The 18106-nt window shown below is 60.3% G+C and carries 17 protein-coding genes and 2 pseudogenes; 16 read left to right on the top strand and 3 right to left on the bottom strand.

Annotated features, from left to right (window positions below):
- Position 1 precedes the first annotated feature (1 nt).
- From nifH to NKI96_RS22815, 14 genes are all read left to right on the top strand, one after another.
- The gene (gene nifH, locus NKI96_RS22885) at positions 2 to 895 is read left to right on the top strand and encodes a nitrogenase iron protein (protein ID WP_023763052.1); all 894 of its coding nucleotides are present in this window, start codon (positions 2 to 4) and stop codon (positions 893 to 895) included.
- Positions 896 to 993: 98 nt separating this feature from the next.
- Entirely contained in the window at positions 994 to 2496 is a 1503-nt protein-coding gene (nifD, locus tag NKI96_RS22880) for a nitrogenase molybdenum-iron protein alpha chain (protein WP_352562240.1), read from the top strand.
- A gap of 124 nt (positions 2497 to 2620) precedes the next feature.
- Complete coding sequence (gene nifK / locus NKI96_RS22875) at positions 2621 to 4162, top strand: nitrogenase molybdenum-iron protein subunit beta (protein ID WP_352806328.1); 1542 nt, start codon at positions 2621 to 2623, stop codon at positions 4160 to 4162.
- 56 nt (positions 4163 to 4218) lie between these two features.
- Positions 4219 to 5709, top strand: a complete 1491-nt coding sequence (gene nifE, locus NKI96_RS22870; protein WP_352806325.1) for a nitrogenase iron-molybdenum cofactor biosynthesis protein NifE — start codon at positions 4219 to 4221, stop codon at positions 5707 to 5709.
- Positions 5710 to 5717: 8 nt separating this feature from the next.
- Positions 5718 to 7100 carry a nitrogenase iron-molybdenum cofactor biosynthesis protein NifN gene (gene nifN / locus NKI96_RS22865; RefSeq protein ID WP_352806322.1) on the top strand — a complete coding sequence of 461 codons (1383 nt, stop codon included), beginning with the start codon at positions 5718 to 5720 and terminating at the stop codon, positions 7098 to 7100.
- Positions 7066 to 7563 (top strand): nitrogen fixation protein NifX, encoded by a 498-nt coding sequence (gene nifX / locus NKI96_RS22860; protein WP_352806319.1) that lies wholly within the window; start codon positions 7066 to 7068, stop codon positions 7561 to 7563. Before nifN ends, nifX begins: the two co-directional genes overlap by 35 nt.
- 17 nt (positions 7564 to 7580) lie before the next feature.
- Positions 7581 to 8060, top strand: coding sequence for a NifX-associated nitrogen fixation protein (locus NKI96_RS22855; protein ID WP_352806317.1), 480 nt, complete (start codon positions 7581 to 7583; stop codon positions 8058 to 8060).
- Positions 8061 to 8087: 27 nt separating this feature from the next.
- Complete coding sequence (locus tag NKI96_RS22850; RefSeq protein ID WP_352806314.1) at positions 8088 to 8867, top strand: winged helix-turn-helix transcriptional regulator; 780 nt, start codon at positions 8088 to 8090, stop codon at positions 8865 to 8867.
- A gap of 340 nt (positions 8868 to 9207) precedes the next feature.
- Entirely contained in the window at positions 9208 to 9852 is a 645-nt protein-coding gene (locus NKI96_RS22845; protein ID WP_352806311.1) for a universal stress protein, read from the top strand.
- A 1286-nt stretch (positions 9853 to 11138) separates the two neighbouring features.
- Complete coding sequence (locus NKI96_RS22840; protein WP_502900289.1) at positions 11139 to 12308, top strand: TlpA disulfide reductase family protein; 1170 nt, start codon at positions 11139 to 11141, stop codon at positions 12306 to 12308.
- Positions 12309 to 12718: 410 nt separating this feature from the next.
- The gene (locus NKI96_RS32585; protein ID WP_502900292.1) at positions 12719 to 12940 is read left to right on the top strand and encodes a DUF269 domain-containing protein; all 222 of its coding nucleotides are present in this window, start codon (positions 12719 to 12721) and stop codon (positions 12938 to 12940) included.
- 304 nt (positions 12941 to 13244) lie between these two features.
- Positions 13245 to 13331: a hypothetical protein gene (locus NKI96_RS22825; RefSeq protein WP_352806368.1), complete on the top strand. Its 87-nt coding sequence runs from the start codon at positions 13245 to 13247 to the stop codon at positions 13329 to 13331.
- Positions 13328 to 13645 (top strand): ferredoxin III, nif-specific, encoded by a 318-nt coding sequence (gene fdxB / locus NKI96_RS22820; protein ID WP_352806309.1) that lies wholly within the window; start codon positions 13328 to 13330, stop codon positions 13643 to 13645. Before NKI96_RS22825 ends, fdxB begins: the two co-directional genes overlap by 4 nt.
- Positions 13646 to 13674: 29 nt before the next feature.
- Positions 13675 to 13998, top strand: a complete 324-nt coding sequence (locus NKI96_RS22815) for an exopolysaccharide production repressor protein (protein WP_352806306.1) — start codon at positions 13675 to 13677, stop codon at positions 13996 to 13998.
- Between the two features lie 734 nt (positions 13999 to 14732).
- Here the strand turns inward: NKI96_RS22815 and NKI96_RS32580 are convergent.
- The 3 genes and pseudogenes from NKI96_RS32580 to NKI96_RS22800 all read right to left on the bottom strand — a co-directional run.
- Positions 14733 to 14857 (bottom strand): annotated as a pseudogene (locus NKI96_RS32580) (IS5/IS1182 family transposase); the annotation flags it as partial.
- Positions 14858 to 15281: 424 nt separating this feature from the next.
- Positions 15282 to 15713, bottom strand: coding sequence for an enolase C-terminal domain-like protein (locus NKI96_RS22805; protein WP_352806303.1), 432 nt, complete (start codon positions 15711 to 15713; stop codon positions 15282 to 15284).
- The gene (locus tag NKI96_RS22800) at positions 15620 to 16390 is read right to left on the bottom strand and encodes a mandelate racemase/muconate lactonizing enzyme family protein (RefSeq protein ID WP_352806300.1); all 771 of its coding nucleotides are present in this window, start codon (positions 16388 to 16390) and stop codon (positions 15620 to 15622) included. Before NKI96_RS22800 ends, NKI96_RS22805 begins: the two co-directional genes overlap by 94 nt.
- Before the next feature lie 409 nt (positions 16391 to 16799).
- Here NKI96_RS22800 and NKI96_RS32575 point away from each other — a divergent pair.
- Together NKI96_RS32575 and NKI96_RS32570 are read left to right on the top strand one after the other, a co-directional pair.
- Positions 16800 to 17090 (top strand): annotated as a pseudogene (locus NKI96_RS32575) (HlyD family type I secretion periplasmic adaptor subunit); the annotation flags it as partial.
- 81 nt (positions 17091 to 17171) lie between these two features.
- Positions 17172 to 17525 (top strand): beta-barrel domain-containing protein, encoded by a 354-nt coding sequence (locus tag NKI96_RS32570; RefSeq protein ID WP_502900291.1) that lies wholly within the window; start codon positions 17172 to 17174, stop codon positions 17523 to 17525.
- Positions 17526 to 18106: the final 581 nt, after the last annotated feature.

Below are 18106 nucleotides of genomic sequence, written 5' to 3'. Positions count from 1 at the left end.
CATGTCAGGTTTGCGTCAGATCGCCTTTTACGGCAAGGGCGGCATCGGCAAGTCCACCACCTCCCAAAATACGCTCGCCGCCCTTGTCGACCTCGGGCAGAGAATCCTCATCGTGGGCTGCGACCCCAAAGCCGACTCCACCCGACTGATCCTGAACGCGAAGGCGCAGGATACGGTGCTGCACCTCGCGGCAGAGGAAGGTTCGGTGGAAGACCTGGAACTCGCGGACGTGCTCAAGGTCGGCTACAAAGGCATCAAATGCGTGGAGTCGGGCGGCCCTGAGCCAGGTGTCGGCTGCGCCGGCCGCGGCGTGATCACCTCAATCAACTTCCTCGAGGAGAACGGCGCCTACGACGACGTCGACTATGTCTCCTACGACGTGCTCGGGGATGTGGTGTGTGGCGGTTTCGCGATGCCGATCCGCGAGAACAAGGCCCAGGAAATCTATATCGTCATGTCCGGCGAGATGATGGCGCTCTATGCCGCCAACAACATCGCCAAGGGTATCCTGAAATACGCCCATTCGGGCGGCGTGCGGCTCGGCGGCCTGATCTGCAACGAGCGCCAAACCGACCGCGAGCTCGACCTCGCCGAGGCGCTTGCTTCCAGGCTCAATTCCAAACTTATCCACTTCGTGCCGCGCGACAACATCGTCCAGCACGCCGAGCTCAGGAAGATGTCTGTGATCCAGTATGCGCCGGACTCCAAGCAGGCCGGGGAATACAGGGCGCTGGCCGAGAAGATCCATGGGAATTCGGGCCAGGGCACCATCCCGACCCCGATCACCATGGAGGAGCTCGAGGACATGCTGCTCGACTTCGGCATCATGAAGACGGACGAGCAGATGCTTGCCGAGCTTCAGGTCAAGGAAGCGGCTAAGACGGCCGCACAGTAGCGACCGCTGCCTTCATGAGGCGCCGCCTGACCTGGTGCGTCTTTCAAAGAACCGCGCCTCGTCGGTGAGGCGTCACCCTGAACCTTGAAAGGGGTCCCATGAGCCTGGAATACGAGAATGACGGTGGCCTCCATGCGAGGCTTATCGAGGAAGTGCTGTCGCAATATCCTGACAAGTCGGCGAAGCGCCGCAAAAAGCACCTCAGCGTCGCAAAAAGCCGCGACGAGGCTGGCGAGGAAAGCGAGGTCCTTTCCGAATGCGAGGTAAAATCGAACATCAAGTCCATCCCCGGCGTGATGACAATTCGCGGCTGCGCCTATGCCGGCTCGAAAGGCGTGGTGTGGGGTCCAGTCAAGGATATGGTCCATATCTCGCACGGCCCGGTCGGTTGCGGGCAATATTCCTGGTCTCAGCGCCGCAACTACTACGTCGGCACGACCGGCATCGACACGTTCGTCACCATGCAGTTCACCTCCGATTTCCAGGAGAAGGATATTGTTTTCGGCGGCGACAAGAAGCTCGAACGGATCATCGACGAGATCGAGGAACTGTTTCCGCTGAATAAGGGCATGACTGTGCAATCCGAATGCCCGATTGGCCTGATTGGCGACGACACGGAAGCCGTGTCCCGCAACAAGGCCAAGCAGCACGAAAAGACAATCGTGCCGGTGCGCTGCGAGGGCTTCCGCGGCGTGTCGCAATCCCTCGGCCACCACATCGCCAATGACGCGATCCGCGACTGGGTGTTCGAGAAGAAGGACCTCGAGTTCGAGGCCGGCCCGTACGATGTCAATGTGGTCGGCGACTATAATATCGGCGGCGACGCCTGGGCTTCGCGCATCCTGCTCGAAGAGATGGGTCTGCGCGTGGTCGGCAACTGGTCGGGCGACGCTACGCTGGCCGAAATAGAGCGAGCGCCAAAGGCGAAACTCAATCTCATCCATTGCTACAGATCGATGAACTACATCTGCCGGCACATGGAGGAAAAGTATGGCATCGCCTGGATGGAGTACAATTTCTTCGGCCCCTCCCAGACCGAAGCCTCTCTGCGCAAGATAGCCAAGCACTTCGGGCCGGAAATCGAGGCCAAGGCCGAGGCGGTCATCGCCAAATACCGGCCGCTGGTCGAAGCGGTCATAGCCAAGTACCGGCCGCGCCTCGAAGGCAGGACGGTGATGCTCTATGTCGGCGGGCTGCGCCCCCGTCACGTCGTCACGGCATATGAGGACCTGGGCATGGTGATCGTCGGCACTGGCTACGAATTTGGCCATAACGACGACTATCAGCGCACCGGCCACTACGTGAAGAAGGGCACACTGATCTATGACGACGTGACTGGTTACGAGCTCGAGAAGTTCATCGAGGGGATCCGTCCTGATCTCGTGGGCTCCGGCATCAAGGAAAAGTACCCGGTCCAGAAGATGGGCATACCGTTCCGTCAAATGCATTCCTGGGATTATTCCGGCCCGTATCACGGCTACGACGGCTTCGCCATCTTCGCCCGCGACATGGATCTGGCCATCAACAACCCGGTCTGGAACCTCTACGACGCCCCCTGGAAGAAAAAAGCCGAGCCCTCGGCGGCGATCGCAGCCGAATGAAAATCTGGCCTCCCGGGAGCCGGGAGGCCGTGAACGCCTGTGGCCTTTGTCCCCGGGAGACCTGAACCGTTTCGACGTCCCTGTGCCGCCGTGTGGCGGGCCAGATGGAAAGAGGTAACCACCCATGCCGCAGTCGGCTGAAAAAGTTCTCGACCACGCGCCCCTGTTCCGCGAGCCGGAATACAGGCAGATGCTCGCGGAGAAGAGGCTGAATTTCGAATGTCCTCATCCAGACCAGATCGTTACCGACCAAGGCGAATTCACCAAGACGTGGGAATACCGCGAAAAGAACCTTGCTCGCCAAGCCCTTGTCGTGAACCCCGCCAAGGCCTGCCAGCCGCTCGGCGCGGTGTTCGCGGCCGCAGGCTTCGAGCGAACCATGTCCTTCGTCCACGGCAGCCAGGGCTGCGTGGCCTATTACCGCTCGCACCTGTCGCGCCATTTCAAGGAGCCTGCTTCGGCGGTTTCCTCCTCGATGACTGAGGACGCGGCAGTGTTCGGCGGCCTGAAGAACCTGGTCGACGGGCTCGCCAACACGTACCAACTCTACGACCCGAAGATGATCGCCGTCTCGACTACTTGTATGGCGGAGGTCATTGGAGATGACCTGCACAGCTTCATCGAGAACGCCAAGGACGAAGGCTCGGTCCCGCGCGACTTCGACGTCCCATTCGCCCATACGCCGGCCTTCGTCGGCAGTCATGTCGATGGCTACGACGTCACGCTCAAGGGGATTTTGGAGCATTTCTGGAAAGGCGAGGAGCGAACGGAAGCCGAGGGGACCATCAACGTCATTCCGGGTTTCGATGGCTTCTGTGTTGGCAACAACCGGGAACTCAAGCGCCTGCTCGATCTGATGGGCGTTTCTTATTCCTTCATCCAAGACGCCTCTGACCAGTTCGACACGCCGTCCGACGGCGAATACCGCATGTATGACGGCGGCACGAAGATCGAAGACGTGAGGAAGGCACTCAACGCCGAGGCGACGCTGTCGTTGCAGCATTACAACACCCGAAAAACACTGGAGTATTGCGAGGGGGTGGGGCAGGCGACGGCCTCGTTCCATTACCCGCTCGGAGTCCAGGCAACCGACGACTTCCTCGTGGAGGTCTCCGCGATTTCCGGCAAGCAAATCCCCGAGGCAATCCGCCTGGAGCGCGGCCGACTTGTCGACGCCATGGCGGACAGCCAATCCTGGCTGCACGGTAAGAAATACGCCATCTACGGCGATCCGGACTTTGTCTACGCCATGGCCCGCTTCATCATGGAGACGGGCGGCGAGCCGACCCATTGCCTCTCCACCAACGGCACGTCGGCATGGGAAGCGGAGTTGAAGGAACTGCTTGCATCATCGCCCTTCGGCAAGGATGCTCAAGTCTGGGCGGGCAAGGACCTCTGGGCGATGCGCTCGCTGCTCTTCACCGAGCCGGTGGACCTGCTGATCGGCAACTCCTATGGCAAGTATCTGGAGCGCGACACGGGCACGCCGCTGATCCGGCTGACGTTTCCGATCTTCGATCGCCACCATCACCATCGGTTCGCGCTGATGGGCTACCAAGGCGGGTTGCGCGTGCTGACGACGATCCTCGACAAGATCTTCGACAAACTCGATCGCGAGACAAGCGAGACGGGCGTGACGGACTATTCGTATGACCTCACCCGCTAAGCTTGACGGTCGGCTTTGGCCGGTCGTCTTCCCGAGGGACTTTGGAGACCGACGCAATGTCCTTGCTCAGAGCCAAAATCCAGGATGTCTTCAACGAGCCTGGCTGCGAAAAGAACCGCGGCAAGGATGCCAAGGCGCGCAAGGTGGGCTGTTCGAAGCCACTGACCCCCGGGGCGGCGGCCGGTGGCTGTGCCTTCGATGGCGCCAAGATCGTGCTGCAGCCGATCACCGACGTCGCACACCTGGTCCATGGGCCGCTCGCCTGCGAGGGCAATTCCTGGGACAACCGCGGTGCGGCTTCGTCCGGGCCAACGCTGTGGCGCACGAGCTTCACGACCGACCTCACCGAACTCGATGTTGTCATGGGGCAGGGCGAGCGGAAGCTCTTCAAAGCGATCCGCGAGATCAAGGAAGCGTATGGGCCGCCGGCGATCTTCGTCTATCCAACCTGCGTGACGGCGCTGATCGGCGACGACATAGAGGCCGTCTGCCAGCGCGCGGCGGAAAAGTTCGGCGTGGCCGTTGTACCGGTCAATGCGCCGGGCTTCGTCGGCTCCAAGAATCTTGGCAACAAGCTTGCCGGCGAGGCATTGCTCGAGCATGTCATCGGCACGGCCGAGCCCGACGATCCCGGCCCTTACGACATCAACATCCTTGGCGAATTCAACCTCTCAGGCGAATTCTGGCTGGTGAAGCCGCTGCTGGATCGGCTCGGGATCCGGGTGCGCGCCTGCATTCCGGGTGACGCGCGTTACTTCGACATTGCCTGCGCGCACCGCGCCCGGGCGGCTATGGTGGTGTGCTCGACCGCGCTCATCAATCTCGCCCGCAAGATGGACGAGCGCTGGGACATCCCGTTTTTCGAGGGCTCCTTCTACGGCATCACCGATACCTCGGATGCACTCCGGAACATCGCTGAGCTGCTCGTAAAGCAGGGTGCTGATCCGGAGATCCTCGGCCGCACCGAGGTATTGATTGCAGAGGAAGAGGCGATCGCCTGGAAGAAGCTAGCGGCCTACCGGCCGAGGCTCGCAGGCAAGCGCGTGCTGCTCAACACCGGCGGCGTGAAGTCCTGGTCGGTCGTCCATGCGCTGATGGAGATCGGGATCGAGATCGTCGGCACCTCTGTCAAGAAGTCGACCGTCGAGGACAAGGAGCGGATCAAGCAGATCCTCAAGGACGACAACCATATATTCGAGCAGATGGCAGCGCGCGAGCTTTACGCCATGCTCTCGGAACGCAAGGCCGATATTATGCTGTCGGGCGGGCGCACGCAGTTCATCGCCCTGAAGGCCAAGACGCCGTGGCTCGATATCAACCAGGAGCGCCAACACCCTTACGCCGGCTATGACGGCATGGTGGAACTCGTACGCCAGATCGACTTGGCCATTCAAAACCCCATCTGGTGCCAGGTACGCGAGCCGGCACCATGGGATTGCCAGCCTGCGGTGAGGGAGGAACTGCCGCGTACGAAAAGCGAGACCGTGACCTTGCATGCTGTCCAGGAATTCTCCGGCACGACGGCCGCTGATTTCGGCGAGTGTTGAGGAAGCCAATGGGCCGGATCCTTCCCCAGACCAAAGCGGCGGCGGTCAACCCGCTGAAGTCATCGCAGCCATTGGGTGCCGCCTTGGCCTTTCTTGGCGTCGACGGCGCGATGCCGCTGTTCCACGGCAGCCAGGGGTGCACCAGCTTCGCGCTCGTGCTCTTGGTGCGACATTTCAAGGAAGCCATTCCCTTGCAGACAACCGCGATGGACGAGGTGGCAACGATCCTCGGCGGGCCAGACCATCTGGAAGAGGCGATCCTCAACCTCAAGGCCCGCACAAAGCCAACGCTGATCGGGGTTTGCACGACCGCGCTGGTGGAAACCCGGGGCGAAGACTGCGCAGGAGATATCGCCAATATCAGGCTGAGGCGCACCAAAGAACTCGCGGGTACGGAGGTGGTGCTGGCCAACACACCAGATTTCGATGGTGCGATCGAAGAGGGCTGGGCCAAAGCTGTCACCGCAATGATCGAAGGGATTACGCGGCCCGGCGAGCAGGCGCGGAAATCGAAGAAGATCGTGATCCTGCCTGGCTGGAACCTCACTGTGGCTGACATCGAGCATGTGCGCGAGATGGTTGAGAGCTTTGGACTGAAGCCGGTGATTTTGCCGGACGTCTCCGGCTCGCTCGACGGTACGGTGCCCGACCGTTGGGTCACGACCACCTATGGCGGCACCAGCGTCGAGGATATCCGCGAGCTTGGCACGGCCGAGCAATGTATCGTCATCGGTGAGCATATGCGCCGCCCTGCCGAGGTGCTGCATAGGTTGACCGGCGTGCCATACGTACTGTTCCGGTCACTGACTGGATTGAGAGACGCCGACCGGTTCGTCTCGCTGCTGTCTACGGTTTCGGGCGCGGCGGCGCCGTCTGGGGTGCGCCGTCAGCGGTCGCAGTTGCAGGACGCGTTGCTCGATGGACATTTCCACTTTGGAGGCAAGAAAATTGCGATCGCTGCTGAACCAGACCAACTCTACCAACTCGCGAGCTTCTTCATCGGCATGGGCTCCGAAATCGCGGCGGCGGTCACAACGGCCGCTATGTCGAAAATTCTGGAGGAAGTGCCGGCGCAGTCGATTCAAATCGGCGATCTCGGCGATTTGGAAGCGCTTGGCGCCGGCGCTGATCTCCTCGTTACTCATTCCCACGGCCGCCAGGCGGCGCAGCGCCTCGGCATTCCGCTCATGCGGGTCGGCTTCCCGATCTTCGACCGGCTCGGGGCCCAGCACAAGCTCACAATCCTCTATCAGGGGACCCGCGACCTGATCTTCGAGGTTGCCAACATTTTTCAAGCCAACCGGCGCGCGCACACGCCTGGGGCGCTTGATCCACTCCGTAAGCGAGAAATGCCAGATGAGCTCCGTCCGTCGCCTCTCGCTCGTCACTGACGAGGTTCACGTACCGACACCGGAACGCCAAGCGGGCGCATTGCGCGTGGCGATCGGCACGCAGGACATGAAGAACCTCAACGCCCATTTCGGATCGGCCAGGCGCTTTGCTGTCTACGACGTGATGCGCGAGGAGTGGAATCTCGTGGAAGCCGTGGCCTTCGATGACGTTTCCGACGAGAGCGGGAAGCATCGAACTGAGGGCGATGACCGCATCACCCCGAAGGTGGAGGCGCTAAAGGGCTGTCATCTCCTGTTTTGTCTGGCGATCGGCGGACCTTCGGCAGCCAAACTTGTTTCCGCAAAGATCCATCCGATCAAAGTGCCGCAGCCCCAGACCATCCAAGAGGTGCTGTTGCGCACGCAGATGATGCTCAGGACGTGTCCTCCCCCTTGGCTGCGCAAGGTGCTGGCGCAGGCAGGTGTCGCTGAACAGAAACCCTCCTTCGAGGACGAAAGCTGAAATGAGGAGTGGGCGAAATGTTTGAAGCCGCTGTTGGCCTTGCCGCCACCGAGGACGAGGCGGCCCTTGCCACCCCGTTCGTCAAATGCCTCGTGCGGCTGATCCGTGCCAATGATTCCCACGGGTCATGGGAAGGCAAATCGGACGCCGAGCTGCTGGGCGACTTCATCATCACCAGGGAACAGCGCCGTGCAATTCCAATCATCGGCGATCCCGATCCGGACGTGCTGTGGAGGCTCGATAAGTTCTACACCGCCGTCGGGCTTGCGATTGAGGAACGCTCCGGCCTGATGGCATCGCCGATGATGGAGATAAGCCACGAGGGCTTCGGGCGCGTACTCTTCACGGCCGGGCGACTGGTTGTTCTGTCCAAGACCCTGCGCGACGTCCATCGGTTCGGCTTCGAGACGTTGTGGAAACTCGCCGCGGCCGGTACCCAACTGGCCGGCTATGCCACCGCAGCCATTGAGGCTTATCCCGAGGTGGCGCGGGCGTGATGGAGCCGATTTTCGATCGAGGGGATCATGTCAGGCCTTGAGGACATGCGAGCCCTCTCAATCGAGGCGGTCGAGGCCGATGTGGTTCTTGGGGTAGCGCTGATGAAGCCAGTGGTACTGATCTGTTCGCAAGATGCGGAGTTGTATCTGTTCCTCAGCCACATTCTGGGGGTGGACGGCTTCACGAGTGAGCCGGCAGGCGGCGTGAAGGAAGCACTTGCATTGGCCGATCAACGGGACCTCCAGGCGGTAGTCCTGGACTGCGGGCCAGCAAGCGCGGCAGGCTCCACAATCTGCGCCCGGTTCAAGGGGGAGCCCCGGACCGGCCGCCTGCCCGTCATTGCGTTGATCGCGCCCGGCGCCGAGAACCAGCACCTCGATCTCTTGAAGGCAGGTGTTGACGAGAGCTTTGTGCGGCCCTTCGCGCCGGCCAAGCTGCTCGACTGTCTACGCACGAAGCTGGCGCTGCCACAGCCGGGTTCAAACGGGATAAAAAACGGCAGCTGGCTCTGTTGCGGCAACCTTGAGATGAAGCTCGATGCTCACCGGGTTCGAGGTAATGGCCACGACATCCATCTCGGACCTCTCGAATTCAACCTGCTGCGGCAATTTCTTGAGGCTCCCGGCAAGGTCTTCAGCCGAGACGAGCTGATCGACGCGGCCTGGCCGGACAATATCCACGTCGGTGAACGCACTGTCGACGTCCATATCAGCCGGATCAGAAAGGCGCTGAAGGCGGCCTCGCCAGGTAGCGTTATTCATACTGTCAGGTCTGCGGGCTACTCGCTCGAGAAGCTGGACGACTGAATCGCGAACGGACGGTGTGCCACTCTCCATCTTTGTTGGAAGGCAAGTCTTGCGGTTCGAAACGCGCTACGGGCGCGACATCTCAGGGGGAAGCAATCAGATGGCCTTCAAGAAAATACTCAGTGTGACGGGAGCTGACCATTCCGATCAGGACGTCGCAATAGCTGCTCGCTTGTGCGCCGAGGTCGGCGCGTATCTTTCCGTACTAATTATATCGCCTCCGCCGCTCCTGATATCGCCTCCGGTTATTGGGTCCCCTCCGCCGTTGGGCGGTGGCATCCCCGAGTGGTCTAGACATCGCGCACACCACATTACCGCACGGGAACAATTTTCACAGGACATGGCCAACCTGGAAAAAACATCGAGGGAAATTCACAAAGTGCTGAGAGCCACGTGGCGCTGCTATGATGTAGACACCGAACACTGCGACAAGGCTGGTGTCGGTGACGCGGTGCGACAGCGGGCGCTCTGCACCGACCTGACAATCGTCGGCCCCGCACTTCTCAATGAGACTAGTTTGGGACCGCTTGTTATCCACGGCAGCTTGTTCGATACGGGAAAGCCGGTGCTTGTCGTACCGGAGGGCGCTGAGGCGACTCTGTCCCCACGGCGCGTCTTGGTCGGCTGGGATTCGCGAGTCGAGGCGTCCCGTTCGGTTCGGGAAGCGCTGGATCTGCTATCCGGTGCTGAGGAAGTTCGTGTCGCAGTCGTCGATCCGGAGGCGACCTGCACCGGAAACGGCGCCGAGCCGGGAGCCGATATCGCTGCCTATCTCACTCGGCACGGTGCTAGGGTTTGGGTCGACCGGCTGGCGAGCCGCGGCAAACCAGTGGCCACGGTGCTAGCGCAGCACGCAATCGACACGTCTGCCGACGTGATCGTCATGGGCGCTTATGGCAGCCGCCGGCTGCGCGAGCGGCTCTTCGGTAGCGTGACGAGATGGATAGTTGGCAAGCCGCCATTGCCGCTGTTTTTGGCCCGCTGACGGGTTCTGAAGTGGCACCGATGCTGTTCCAAGCTCTACTCCGCTGGTCACCTACCCTGATACCAAGTCGCAGGAAGGTCGCCGCAAACGAGCAGGTTTCGCGAGCAACTTGCGAGCGCCGTCGCGAAGAACATTCCCGGCCGCCTCTAACGCGCTCGGTGTCTGCTCGCCGAGACAACCCGTAACGCCGCATACAATGGCCGGGCAGAGGCCCAGGCCTCCTCAATGCGCTCAAACCAGCGATACTCGAGCCGGCGTCAAGTCGAGAAAGAGAGTCGTTTCAGCGCGGCAGGCTGCGTTCGGACCGTAGTCTCATCGTATGGGCGTTATCACGATTTCCTTCACCATGGCGGGGAACGGAACACGGCAACGACCGTGCAGCGGCCAAGGCACCGACCTTCGAGTCCGACAGTGGGCTCTTGCCGGCCCTCGGCGGGAACGGTGGCATCAATCACGTGTCACCGCCCTGGGATGGTAGCCGGGTCAGCGGCGGGGGCGGCCGCATCTTCGGCGTTTTCATACTGCCCGGCCCACCGCGTGGCGACCGAGCGGCCTTGAGGCCGGTCAATTCCGACAGCGCTCACATCGCACCATGTGGTCCCCGTAGGTCCTGCGAAGGGACACAGAACAACAAAAGTAGGACCCGTGAGAGTTCACCGGCCCGGCACAGGCCGGCATTCATCCTGGCCCTCTTCGCCACAATCACATCTGACGATGACGGTACTCGCGACCCGCAGCCGGACATAACCGGCTTCTTGGTGAAACTCTGGCGTTGCGAGCCAGGAATTCAAGCGCAAAGCGGAAGAGGTAGGGCAGAGGCGATGCTCGGAGGGAGCGGCCCCTGCTCGCAATGGCGTTCCGCTGAGCGACCGGAACGGCCTTGAGGCGGACGGTGATGACGTGGCTGGCGCAAGCCAACGCAGTCATGATGTCCATCTGTTCGTCCCTATATGTCGATACGTCCGTGGCCACGCTTCTGTGCCGACGCGAAGCGGGTGATGCGTGTCCAAGACCTGACAATGGCAGAAAACATGTCGCGACTAGTACAACCGGCTCTAGTCGCCGCGGGAGCTTTTTTAAGTATAATCAAGCGCTTACTGCACGCCGAGCGCGTTGGCACGGCCTTTGCGAATTGAGATTCAGCAACACTGACTGAGGCTGACTGCACGCAGATGCGCAAGACGAGCGATGCTCTCCCTTCCTGGAACCCTCGTGCTCCGTCTCAAAAGGGGAACAAGCTCGCGCATAAGGTCACACGACCTTTGGCAACAGCTTTGGACAGCGACTTGGTGTTGCAGATGGGGTCACCGGCTCCTTCGATCAAAGTGGAGGACTGGCTGCGTGGCGAGCCCCTTGCGACCTTCCAGCGCGGCAAAGTCTATATCGTCGAATTTCGGGCAACTTGGTGCGAACTATGTGCGGCGGAGATGCTCGAGTTGATGCAGCTACAGGAGAAATACAAGGACAGCGGACTTGAGGTCCTCGGGATCGCGGCTGATGAAGAAGCTGCAACGGCCGTCGAGGCCCGGACCAAGTTGGATGCGTGGTTGGCCGAAAAGTGCCCGGATCTGAATCATCGGATTGCGTTCGACTTCACAGGCGAAATGAAGAAGCTTTGGAGGGAACCCAGCTTTTGGTTCGGGGTTCCGACCTCGTTCGTAGTCGACCGAGACGGCTGCATCGCCTTTATCGGTCATCTGAGCCAACTCGGTGAGGTTTTGCCGAAAGTGCTCAACGGCAGCTGGCGTACCAGCAACAAAGCGAAAGCGGCCGATCAGGAGCGGATCGCAACAAGCGAACCCCTGGCGCGCGGACAAGCGTTGAAGAAGCCGATCCATGACAGGTTCTGGGCGGCGGTGAAGTTGCAAGATTGGAAGACGGCGCTCTGGGCTATCGAAGAGGGCATTGCCTTCATGCCGGACGACCTCAATTTCCGCCTGACTCATGCGCATCTGTTGCTTCACAAAATCCAAGACATGTGGACCGGCTTGCCCGTGATGCGGCAATTGGTTCGCGACGCGGTCGACAAAAGTACCGAGGATTGGATGGTTTCGGCGCTAGACCAACTTTTCCATCCGGCCAATGACCATTCGCGCCTTCCCCCTGCTGATTGCTTCGCGATGGGCAAGGAGCTGTCCGAACACATCCTGGCGCTGAATCCCCCGCAAGGCGACAGTCCTAAGTTCCGATCCTATCCCGCGGTCGCCCGGTACTATCACGAGAACGGCAACAATGATCGCGCGATCGAGTTGGTCGAAGTGGCATTGACGTCGCTGGACGGGCCGGAGCCTATCCCGGCCGAATTGAAAGAGCAGCATCTGCCGCACTTGCTGCGGGCCCTCGCCAAGTACAGGGGTGCGAGGGCTTGTTGCGGCGCTCTCTTTGCGGCTGCGCAAAACAAATTCCCGAAGGTGCCAAAGCGCGGTCAGCCGAGGAGGAAAGATAAAAATGGGTAATTGGTCGAAATGGCTTACTGGCCAATTCGTCCATTTCCCTAGCGTGACCGCGGCAAGGAGGGTCCTGCACTTGGTCGATTGTTTGCAGCAGGATCGAGGCTCAAATCTTCATGGCGTCGGGCCGCATTGCGGCGGAAGTAATGTTCAACGCGAATTCGCGTGGAAGACGTCGCAGTCGAGGACGTGTTCAAGGTCGGCCCGAAGGACATCAATTGCGTGGAATCGGCCGCCCCGAGCCGGGCGTCGGCTGCGCAAGTGTGCCCGAAGTAGGCGTCCCAGAAAACAGAGATCGTGCTTCGAGGAAGAGGACTGAAATGAGCAAAAGGCGAAATGTCTGATGCCGCGGTCAGCCTGGCTGTCAACGAGACGAGGCGGCCCTTGCCACCCCGTTCGTCAAATGCCTGGTGCGGATGATCCGTGCTCAGGAGTCCTACTGCTTATGGCAAGGCAAATCTACCGCCACGCTGCTGGCCGACTTCATCATCACCAGAAAAGCGCCAAGCGATCCGTGGCATGGCTACCCCGATCCGGACGTGCTGTGGAGGCTCGATTTGTTCTACACCGCCGTCGGGCTTGCCATTGCGGAGCGTCTCCGCCCGGTGACATCGCCGATCGTGGAGATGAAACCGTAAGGACTTCGGGCCGTCCTTTTCATGGTCGGGCAACTCGTCTTTCTGTCCAGACGTCCATGGGTTCGGCCTCGAGACGTTCAGGAAGATCGAGGAGGCCGGTACGAAACTGGTCGACGATTCGACTTCAGCCATCGAAGCCTAGCCCCGACGTGGCACGGGCGTGAAGAAACCGATTTCGAGGAAGGATTTATGTCAAAGCTAGACGAGATGGGGAAGAAAGTCCGAAGGCTTCAGCTGTGCGCGGCAGTTGCCAAGATGCAATTGCGACCTTGCAGAGGATCTCCCGGGAAAATGGACTGAGGTAGTGCAAGTTGCTCAGGAAAAGTCGGCGGTTTTTTCCGAGTTGGATGGTGCCAAGAGAGCGCTCGCTGCAATGAAGAAGTTACGATGACGAACACATTTATCACCCGCGACGGCTCCGGATGGGTGCCGGAATATCTCACCGCTATAGACGGCACGACCTGCATCGGCTGCGGCCGCTGTTTCAAAGTCTGCTCTCGCGAGGTCATGCATCTTTACGGCGTCGATGACGCGGGTGAAATCCTCGGCGCCTGCGACGGCGAAGACGACGATTTCGACGGCGAGCTCAATCGCATGATCATGGTCGTCGACCATGCCGGCCGCTGCATTGGCTGCGGCGCGTGCGGCCGCGTCTGCCCGAAGAACTGCCAGACCCATGTTGCGGCCGACCAGGTCGCAGCATGATCTGAGGAGACAAAACGAGGAGAACGCCGTTGGCCTTTAGAATGTTTTGTCGCGTCCTGGGGCTGGTGATGTGCAGCACCGCACTGACTATCTACTTCGCTTCTCATTCCATCGGCACAGTAGTCGTCACGACGCTGGCTTGTTCGCTGCTCCTTCAGCTGGCGTATTTCGCAAGCGTGCTCTTTCTGATCTGGCGGTCTGCCTGCGTTAGCCGAGCTGGCCAAAGGGCTGAGCATTTCGGCAGTTGCAAGGAAGTTCGATCCGAGCCGCCAGACTTTGATGAGGTGACGAATGAGTCCGCAGATTTGCTCCAGCGCGATCAAATGCGGGCCATATCGCTGCTGCTGCCTTGAGGCGCCATGACAAGGTCAGTGCTGACGTCCTCCCCTTTATCCGCGTTATAAGTTAGCCCTGTTTACAGGTGCTCCCCGTCTTTGGGTCGCCCCTGGCCGGAACTTCCGGCGGGTAACGGCTCAGGGCGGGACGGCCGCCGATGAGCTTTTCATGAGCGATATCGGCGGCTTATTGCCGATCGCGCCTGTGTTGCAGTCCACAAACCATCCAACCGCGAGAACATCGATGACGGTGAATTGCGATGTTTCGGGGGGCCGGGCTGTACTAGCGAAAATCGAAGGCCACTCTTGCGGCTGAGCAAAAAGCAAGAGTCCCGTTGGAGATCAGTGATGACGACTAGCCAAAGTTCAAGAGCGAAGCCTTCGAGGCGATCCAAAGCGCCGTGGGCTTGTGAAGCCGACAGGGTGTTTCTCAGGCGAAAGTTTCGTCAGATTGCGCGAAGCAAAACCGCCGGGAGCGATTCACAGTCGAGTAAATGCCAAGGCGATCACAGCCGAATTTTCGAGCGAGACCTGCTACGGCGAGGAGTGTTCGGAGATCGAGCCGCTGATCCCTCCGGGCAGGCGGGGCGGCGGCAAGCGGCGCGTAAACATGCACGAGGGTCAACGACTGGTGTATGTTCTGTCGACTGGCTGCCAGCGGCGGGCGATCCCGAAGGACCTGCCGCCACCCTCGTCGGATGCGGCATTTCGCCCTATAGACCTGAAAGCACACGCTCGACCGGATTCATCATGTAGCTCTGCGGGTCGATGCAACTCCCCTTTTCCGCGCTTCTGACGCTCTGGCGTGAATGATGGCAGCGGCAGGGGAAACTTCCCGCTCCGCCTGCTCCCGCCAGGTGACGTAGAGCGTATGATGCGGGCAAGAAGATCAAGGCAAGAGTTGCTATAGTCGTGGACACCCAGGCCTCTTGATGCCCGCACTCGTCCATGCCGCCGACGTTGGGCCGAGACGCGGCGTGATGGTGATGCCGACCGTGTTCGGGCCGTATGGCCGAAAAAGGTCATCGTCCAGGTGAATGTTGAGATTGTCAAGCGGTCAGAACAGGCCCAACGGCTTCGTCGCGCTGTGCCTCATGATCGGAAAAATATCCTTCATGAAGTTGCCGGAGAGAATTTGAGTACCATGCCGTGTGCCTATTGATGTCCCTGTGATCCAGGACGCAAGCCCCAATCTGCCCAAGAGCAGGTTCGGCTCGGCCAATCTGAACTCGAGTGTACAGAATCCGCTATGCTCAGTTCCCACCATGACGCGCGTGCTCGTTGGCAACGTCGTAGAAGTGTTACTTGAAAACTGATGCCGGCACCCCGAGTGCGGCGACGTCCGGCTCCACGCCAAGTCCCGGCGCTGTCGGCGGTGCAGCAAAACCATTGACATTCCTTGCTCCCTGGCCCGAAACGGGGTCGGCCGCAAGGTGAGTATGGCAGAGCCAGCAGGCCAACCTGTTGGCGACAGGCGTCGATGTGGCGAGATGGACTGCCGCAGTGTCTGCCAGCGCCGAACCTCCAACATCCTCAATGTGCATCTGCCAACCCACGGAAACACCGAAGTCCCGGACCTGCCTAGCCTTGGTTAGACCGCCCACTCGGTTGGGCTTCACCTTGACGCCCTCAAAGGCATCTAAGCGCCAAGCCTGCAGGTGGTCCTCAAAAGTATGAAGGCACTCATATCGAGCATGATCGGCTGTTTTACTCGTCGAGCAACCTGAGCGCATTGCTGCAGCGTCTCGCAAGGCTGTTCGATCCAGCCACGCACGGACACCTTGTTCAGAACCTGGATTGCAACTGCCGGCAACCAGGCTCGGTTCACGTCGTAGGTAACCTTCTCGTCCGGTGCCAGCGCGGCTTCAATTGCCTGAATACGCGCAATATCCGCGGTGGGATCGGTACCTCCTATCTTGGCAGAGTGCTTACGATACCCGTCTGAATACGCATCTCTTATGAGTGCGATCATCTCGTCCCTAGTGCCGGTGGAGATCGAAGAGTTAACTGCGACCGGATCAGCGTTAGTTCCACCGAGCAGCCGCCATAGCGGCAGCCCGGTGACTTTTCCCAAGATGTCCCAGCAGGCCATATCGATGGCCGACTTCACATCCAGATGGCCGGGGAGCGCCATATGCATTATCCGGTTGATCGCTTCAAGCGACCTCGGGTCCTGCCCCAGTAATGAGGACGCTAGAGTTGCTATACCCGCCCTGATCCCGGGACCATAGGCGGGTAGATAGGTGCTGCCCCAAGGGCAGCCTTCCCCCCAACCAGACACATCCGCATCAGTCTCAACTCTCACAAAGGTGCTGTCGAGTTTTTCGAACTTCAGGCGGCCACCGGAGAGCCAATAGGGCTTTGTCAGTGAAAGGTCGAGTTGCCACATCGCAATGCCAATGATCTTCATAGAATACTGCGCTCCTCTAGAACTTTCCTGGCAACCCGAAAGCTGGCGGCAGTCGTTAGGTACGCATGTGTTTGTTTTGGGCTGATCGTCGCCGCGTCCCGAACAACCCAGATCAGCGCTCTTGCCATTGCCTTTACGCACCACGGTTTTGATCTACTGACCTCAGATGAGGTGAGCGTACCATTCGCGGCGGTTTGGATTTACTAAGAGTCAATGAATTTCGTTGAAGGAGTGTTGCAACGGCTCACGCGAATTGGCAAGGAGCTGATCACGCGGCGAGACTTGCGAACCGGCCAGGCAGGGTTCGGATTAAACCGGCGGGGAGCAGACCGTCCCTGGAAAACATCTCTTCGGATCACGGCCGGCAAGCAGCCGGTATCGCCGCGGCGATCCAGCGCTCTTCGACGTCATGGCCGGCGAGCAACAGGTTTTCGAGACAAGCCGTGCGGGTCTTTCCCGCCAGAAGAGCCCAGCTGCAGCAGCGGATTCTGCAGCTGCAGAAGGAGATGGCGGGGACACGGCGCAGGCGGATGCCAAGTCGCAGGAAATCACGCTCATCGAGGAGGAACTGGCCAGCACACGCGCGCTGTGGAAGAAGCGGCTGATCTCTATCGACCGCCTGACCCCCATGGAAGGCGAATCGGCGCGGCTCGATGGCGAGCGCGGCCAGTTGACGGCGGCCCTGGCGCAGGCCCAAGGCAAGATCGAGATCAATGTCCAGATGCTCCAGAACGACCTCGAGCTCAGCACCGACGTCAACGAGATCGACGGCAAGATGATCATGCAGATCGTGCCCGACAGCGATAGCCTGACCGTCGAGGCCAAGATCGTGCCGAGCGATATCGACCAGCTCAGGGTCGGGCAGCCGGCGGCGCTGCGCTTCTCTGCCTTCAACCAGCACCACGCTCGCAAATCAATGGCACGGTCGAACGGACCTCGCCGGACACGACGACCGACAGCGCACCGGCATCAGCTACTACACCGTTCGCATCGCGACCACACATGCCGAGGTGGCACGTCTTGGCGAGGTCAAGCTGGTTCCCGGCATGCCGGTCATCAAGACCGCCGACCGGGCCGTGATCTCCTATCTCGTCAAACCGCTGCAAGATCAGATCAGCGGCGCTTGAGGAACTAAGGGGAGATTCAATCCTGAAGCGACCGGCGGCGGGGCGTCTGCGCACAATGATCAATCTTTCACGCAGGGCAGGCTGGTGGTGACCGGGCCACGGCTGGCGAGGCAGCCCACGGTGCGGTGAACAAAATGTGTAGGCAATGCCACCAGCTTTGAAGCTCATGACCGCATCGGGCCTGCGGTTGACGTCACACCACTTCCGCGATCAGCAGATGCGCGAAGTAGGAACGGGACGACGGCGGGATCGCTGGGATGAGATCAAGGCGTCCGCCATGTGAAATCCAGCGGCTTCGGCGGTCTGCGGACCTGACCGAGCCTGTGGTGACGCCTTACCATGGCGTGGTGCGTTGATGTCGTACCGTTCAGTGACAAGCTCGCCGCAGTGCCTCTGTCCTCGCTCTGGAACTGAGACGTTGCGAGGCCATCAAGGCAATCCCGAGCAAGACGAGCACCGGCAATCGAGCCTGCCCTTGGCTGTGCCTTTTCGCGCGCGAGGCGTTTGCCGCGCGAAGGCGCAGATGGACGAAAAGTCCATGGGCGTGCTCGACGCGATTGGTTTCCTGACGATTGCCGATCGCTCCTTT

The sequence above is a fragment of the Mesorhizobium sp. M0292 genome, assembly GCF_040321695.1.
In the GTDB taxonomy this organism is placed as follows: Bacteria; Pseudomonadota; Alphaproteobacteria; order Rhizobiales; family Rhizobiaceae; genus Mesorhizobium.
The sequence above is the reverse complement of the archived record's forward strand: the minus strand, read 5'-3'. Positions and strand labels throughout refer to the sequence as shown.

Bases quoted from the DNA above. Each gene is read 5' to 3' on its own strand.
- nifH (WP_023763052.1), top strand. From the start codon at position 2: ATGTCAGGTTTGCGTCAGATCGCCTTTTACGGCAAGGGCGGCATCGGC.
- nifD (WP_352562240.1), top strand. From the start codon at position 994: ATGAGCCTGGAATACGAGAATGACGGTGGCCTCCATGCGAGGCTTATC.
- nifK (WP_352806328.1), top strand. From the start codon at position 2,621: ATGCCGCAGTCGGCTGAAAAAGTTCTCGACCACGCGCCCCTGTTCCGC.
- nifE (WP_352806325.1), top strand. From the start codon at position 4,219: ATGTCCTTGCTCAGAGCCAAAATCCAGGATGTCTTCAACGAGCCTGGC.
- nifN (WP_352806322.1), top strand. From the start codon at position 5,718: ATGGGCCGGATCCTTCCCCAGACCAAAGCGGCGGCGGTCAACCCGCTG.
- nifX (WP_352806319.1), top strand. From the start codon at position 7,066: ATGAGCTCCGTCCGTCGCCTCTCGCTCGTCACTGACGAGGTTCACGTA.
- NKI96_RS22855 (WP_352806317.1), top strand. From the start codon at position 7,581: ATGTTTGAAGCCGCTGTTGGCCTTGCCGCCACCGAGGACGAGGCGGCC.
- NKI96_RS22850 (WP_352806314.1), top strand. From the start codon at position 8,088: ATGTCAGGCCTTGAGGACATGCGAGCCCTCTCAATCGAGGCGGTCGAG.
- NKI96_RS22845 (WP_352806311.1), top strand. From the start codon at position 9,208: ATGGCCAACCTGGAAAAAACATCGAGGGAAATTCACAAAGTGCTGAGA.
- NKI96_RS32585 (WP_502900292.1), top strand. From the start codon at position 12,719: ATGATCCGTGCTCAGGAGTCCTACTGCTTATGGCAAGGCAAATCTACC.
- fdxB (WP_352806309.1), top strand. From the start codon at position 13,328: ATGACGAACACATTTATCACCCGCGACGGCTCCGGATGGGTGCCGGAA.
- NKI96_RS22805 (WP_352806303.1), bottom strand. From the start codon at position 15,713: ATGCGCTCAGGTTGCTCGACGAGTAAAACAGCCGATCATGCTCGATAT.
- NKI96_RS22800 (WP_352806300.1), bottom strand. From the start codon at position 16,390: ATGAAGATCATTGGCATTGCGATGTGGCAACTCGACCTTTCACTGACA.
- NKI96_RS32570 (WP_502900291.1), top strand. From the start codon at position 17,172: ATGCAGATCGTGCCCGACAGCGATAGCCTGACCGTCGAGGCCAAGATC.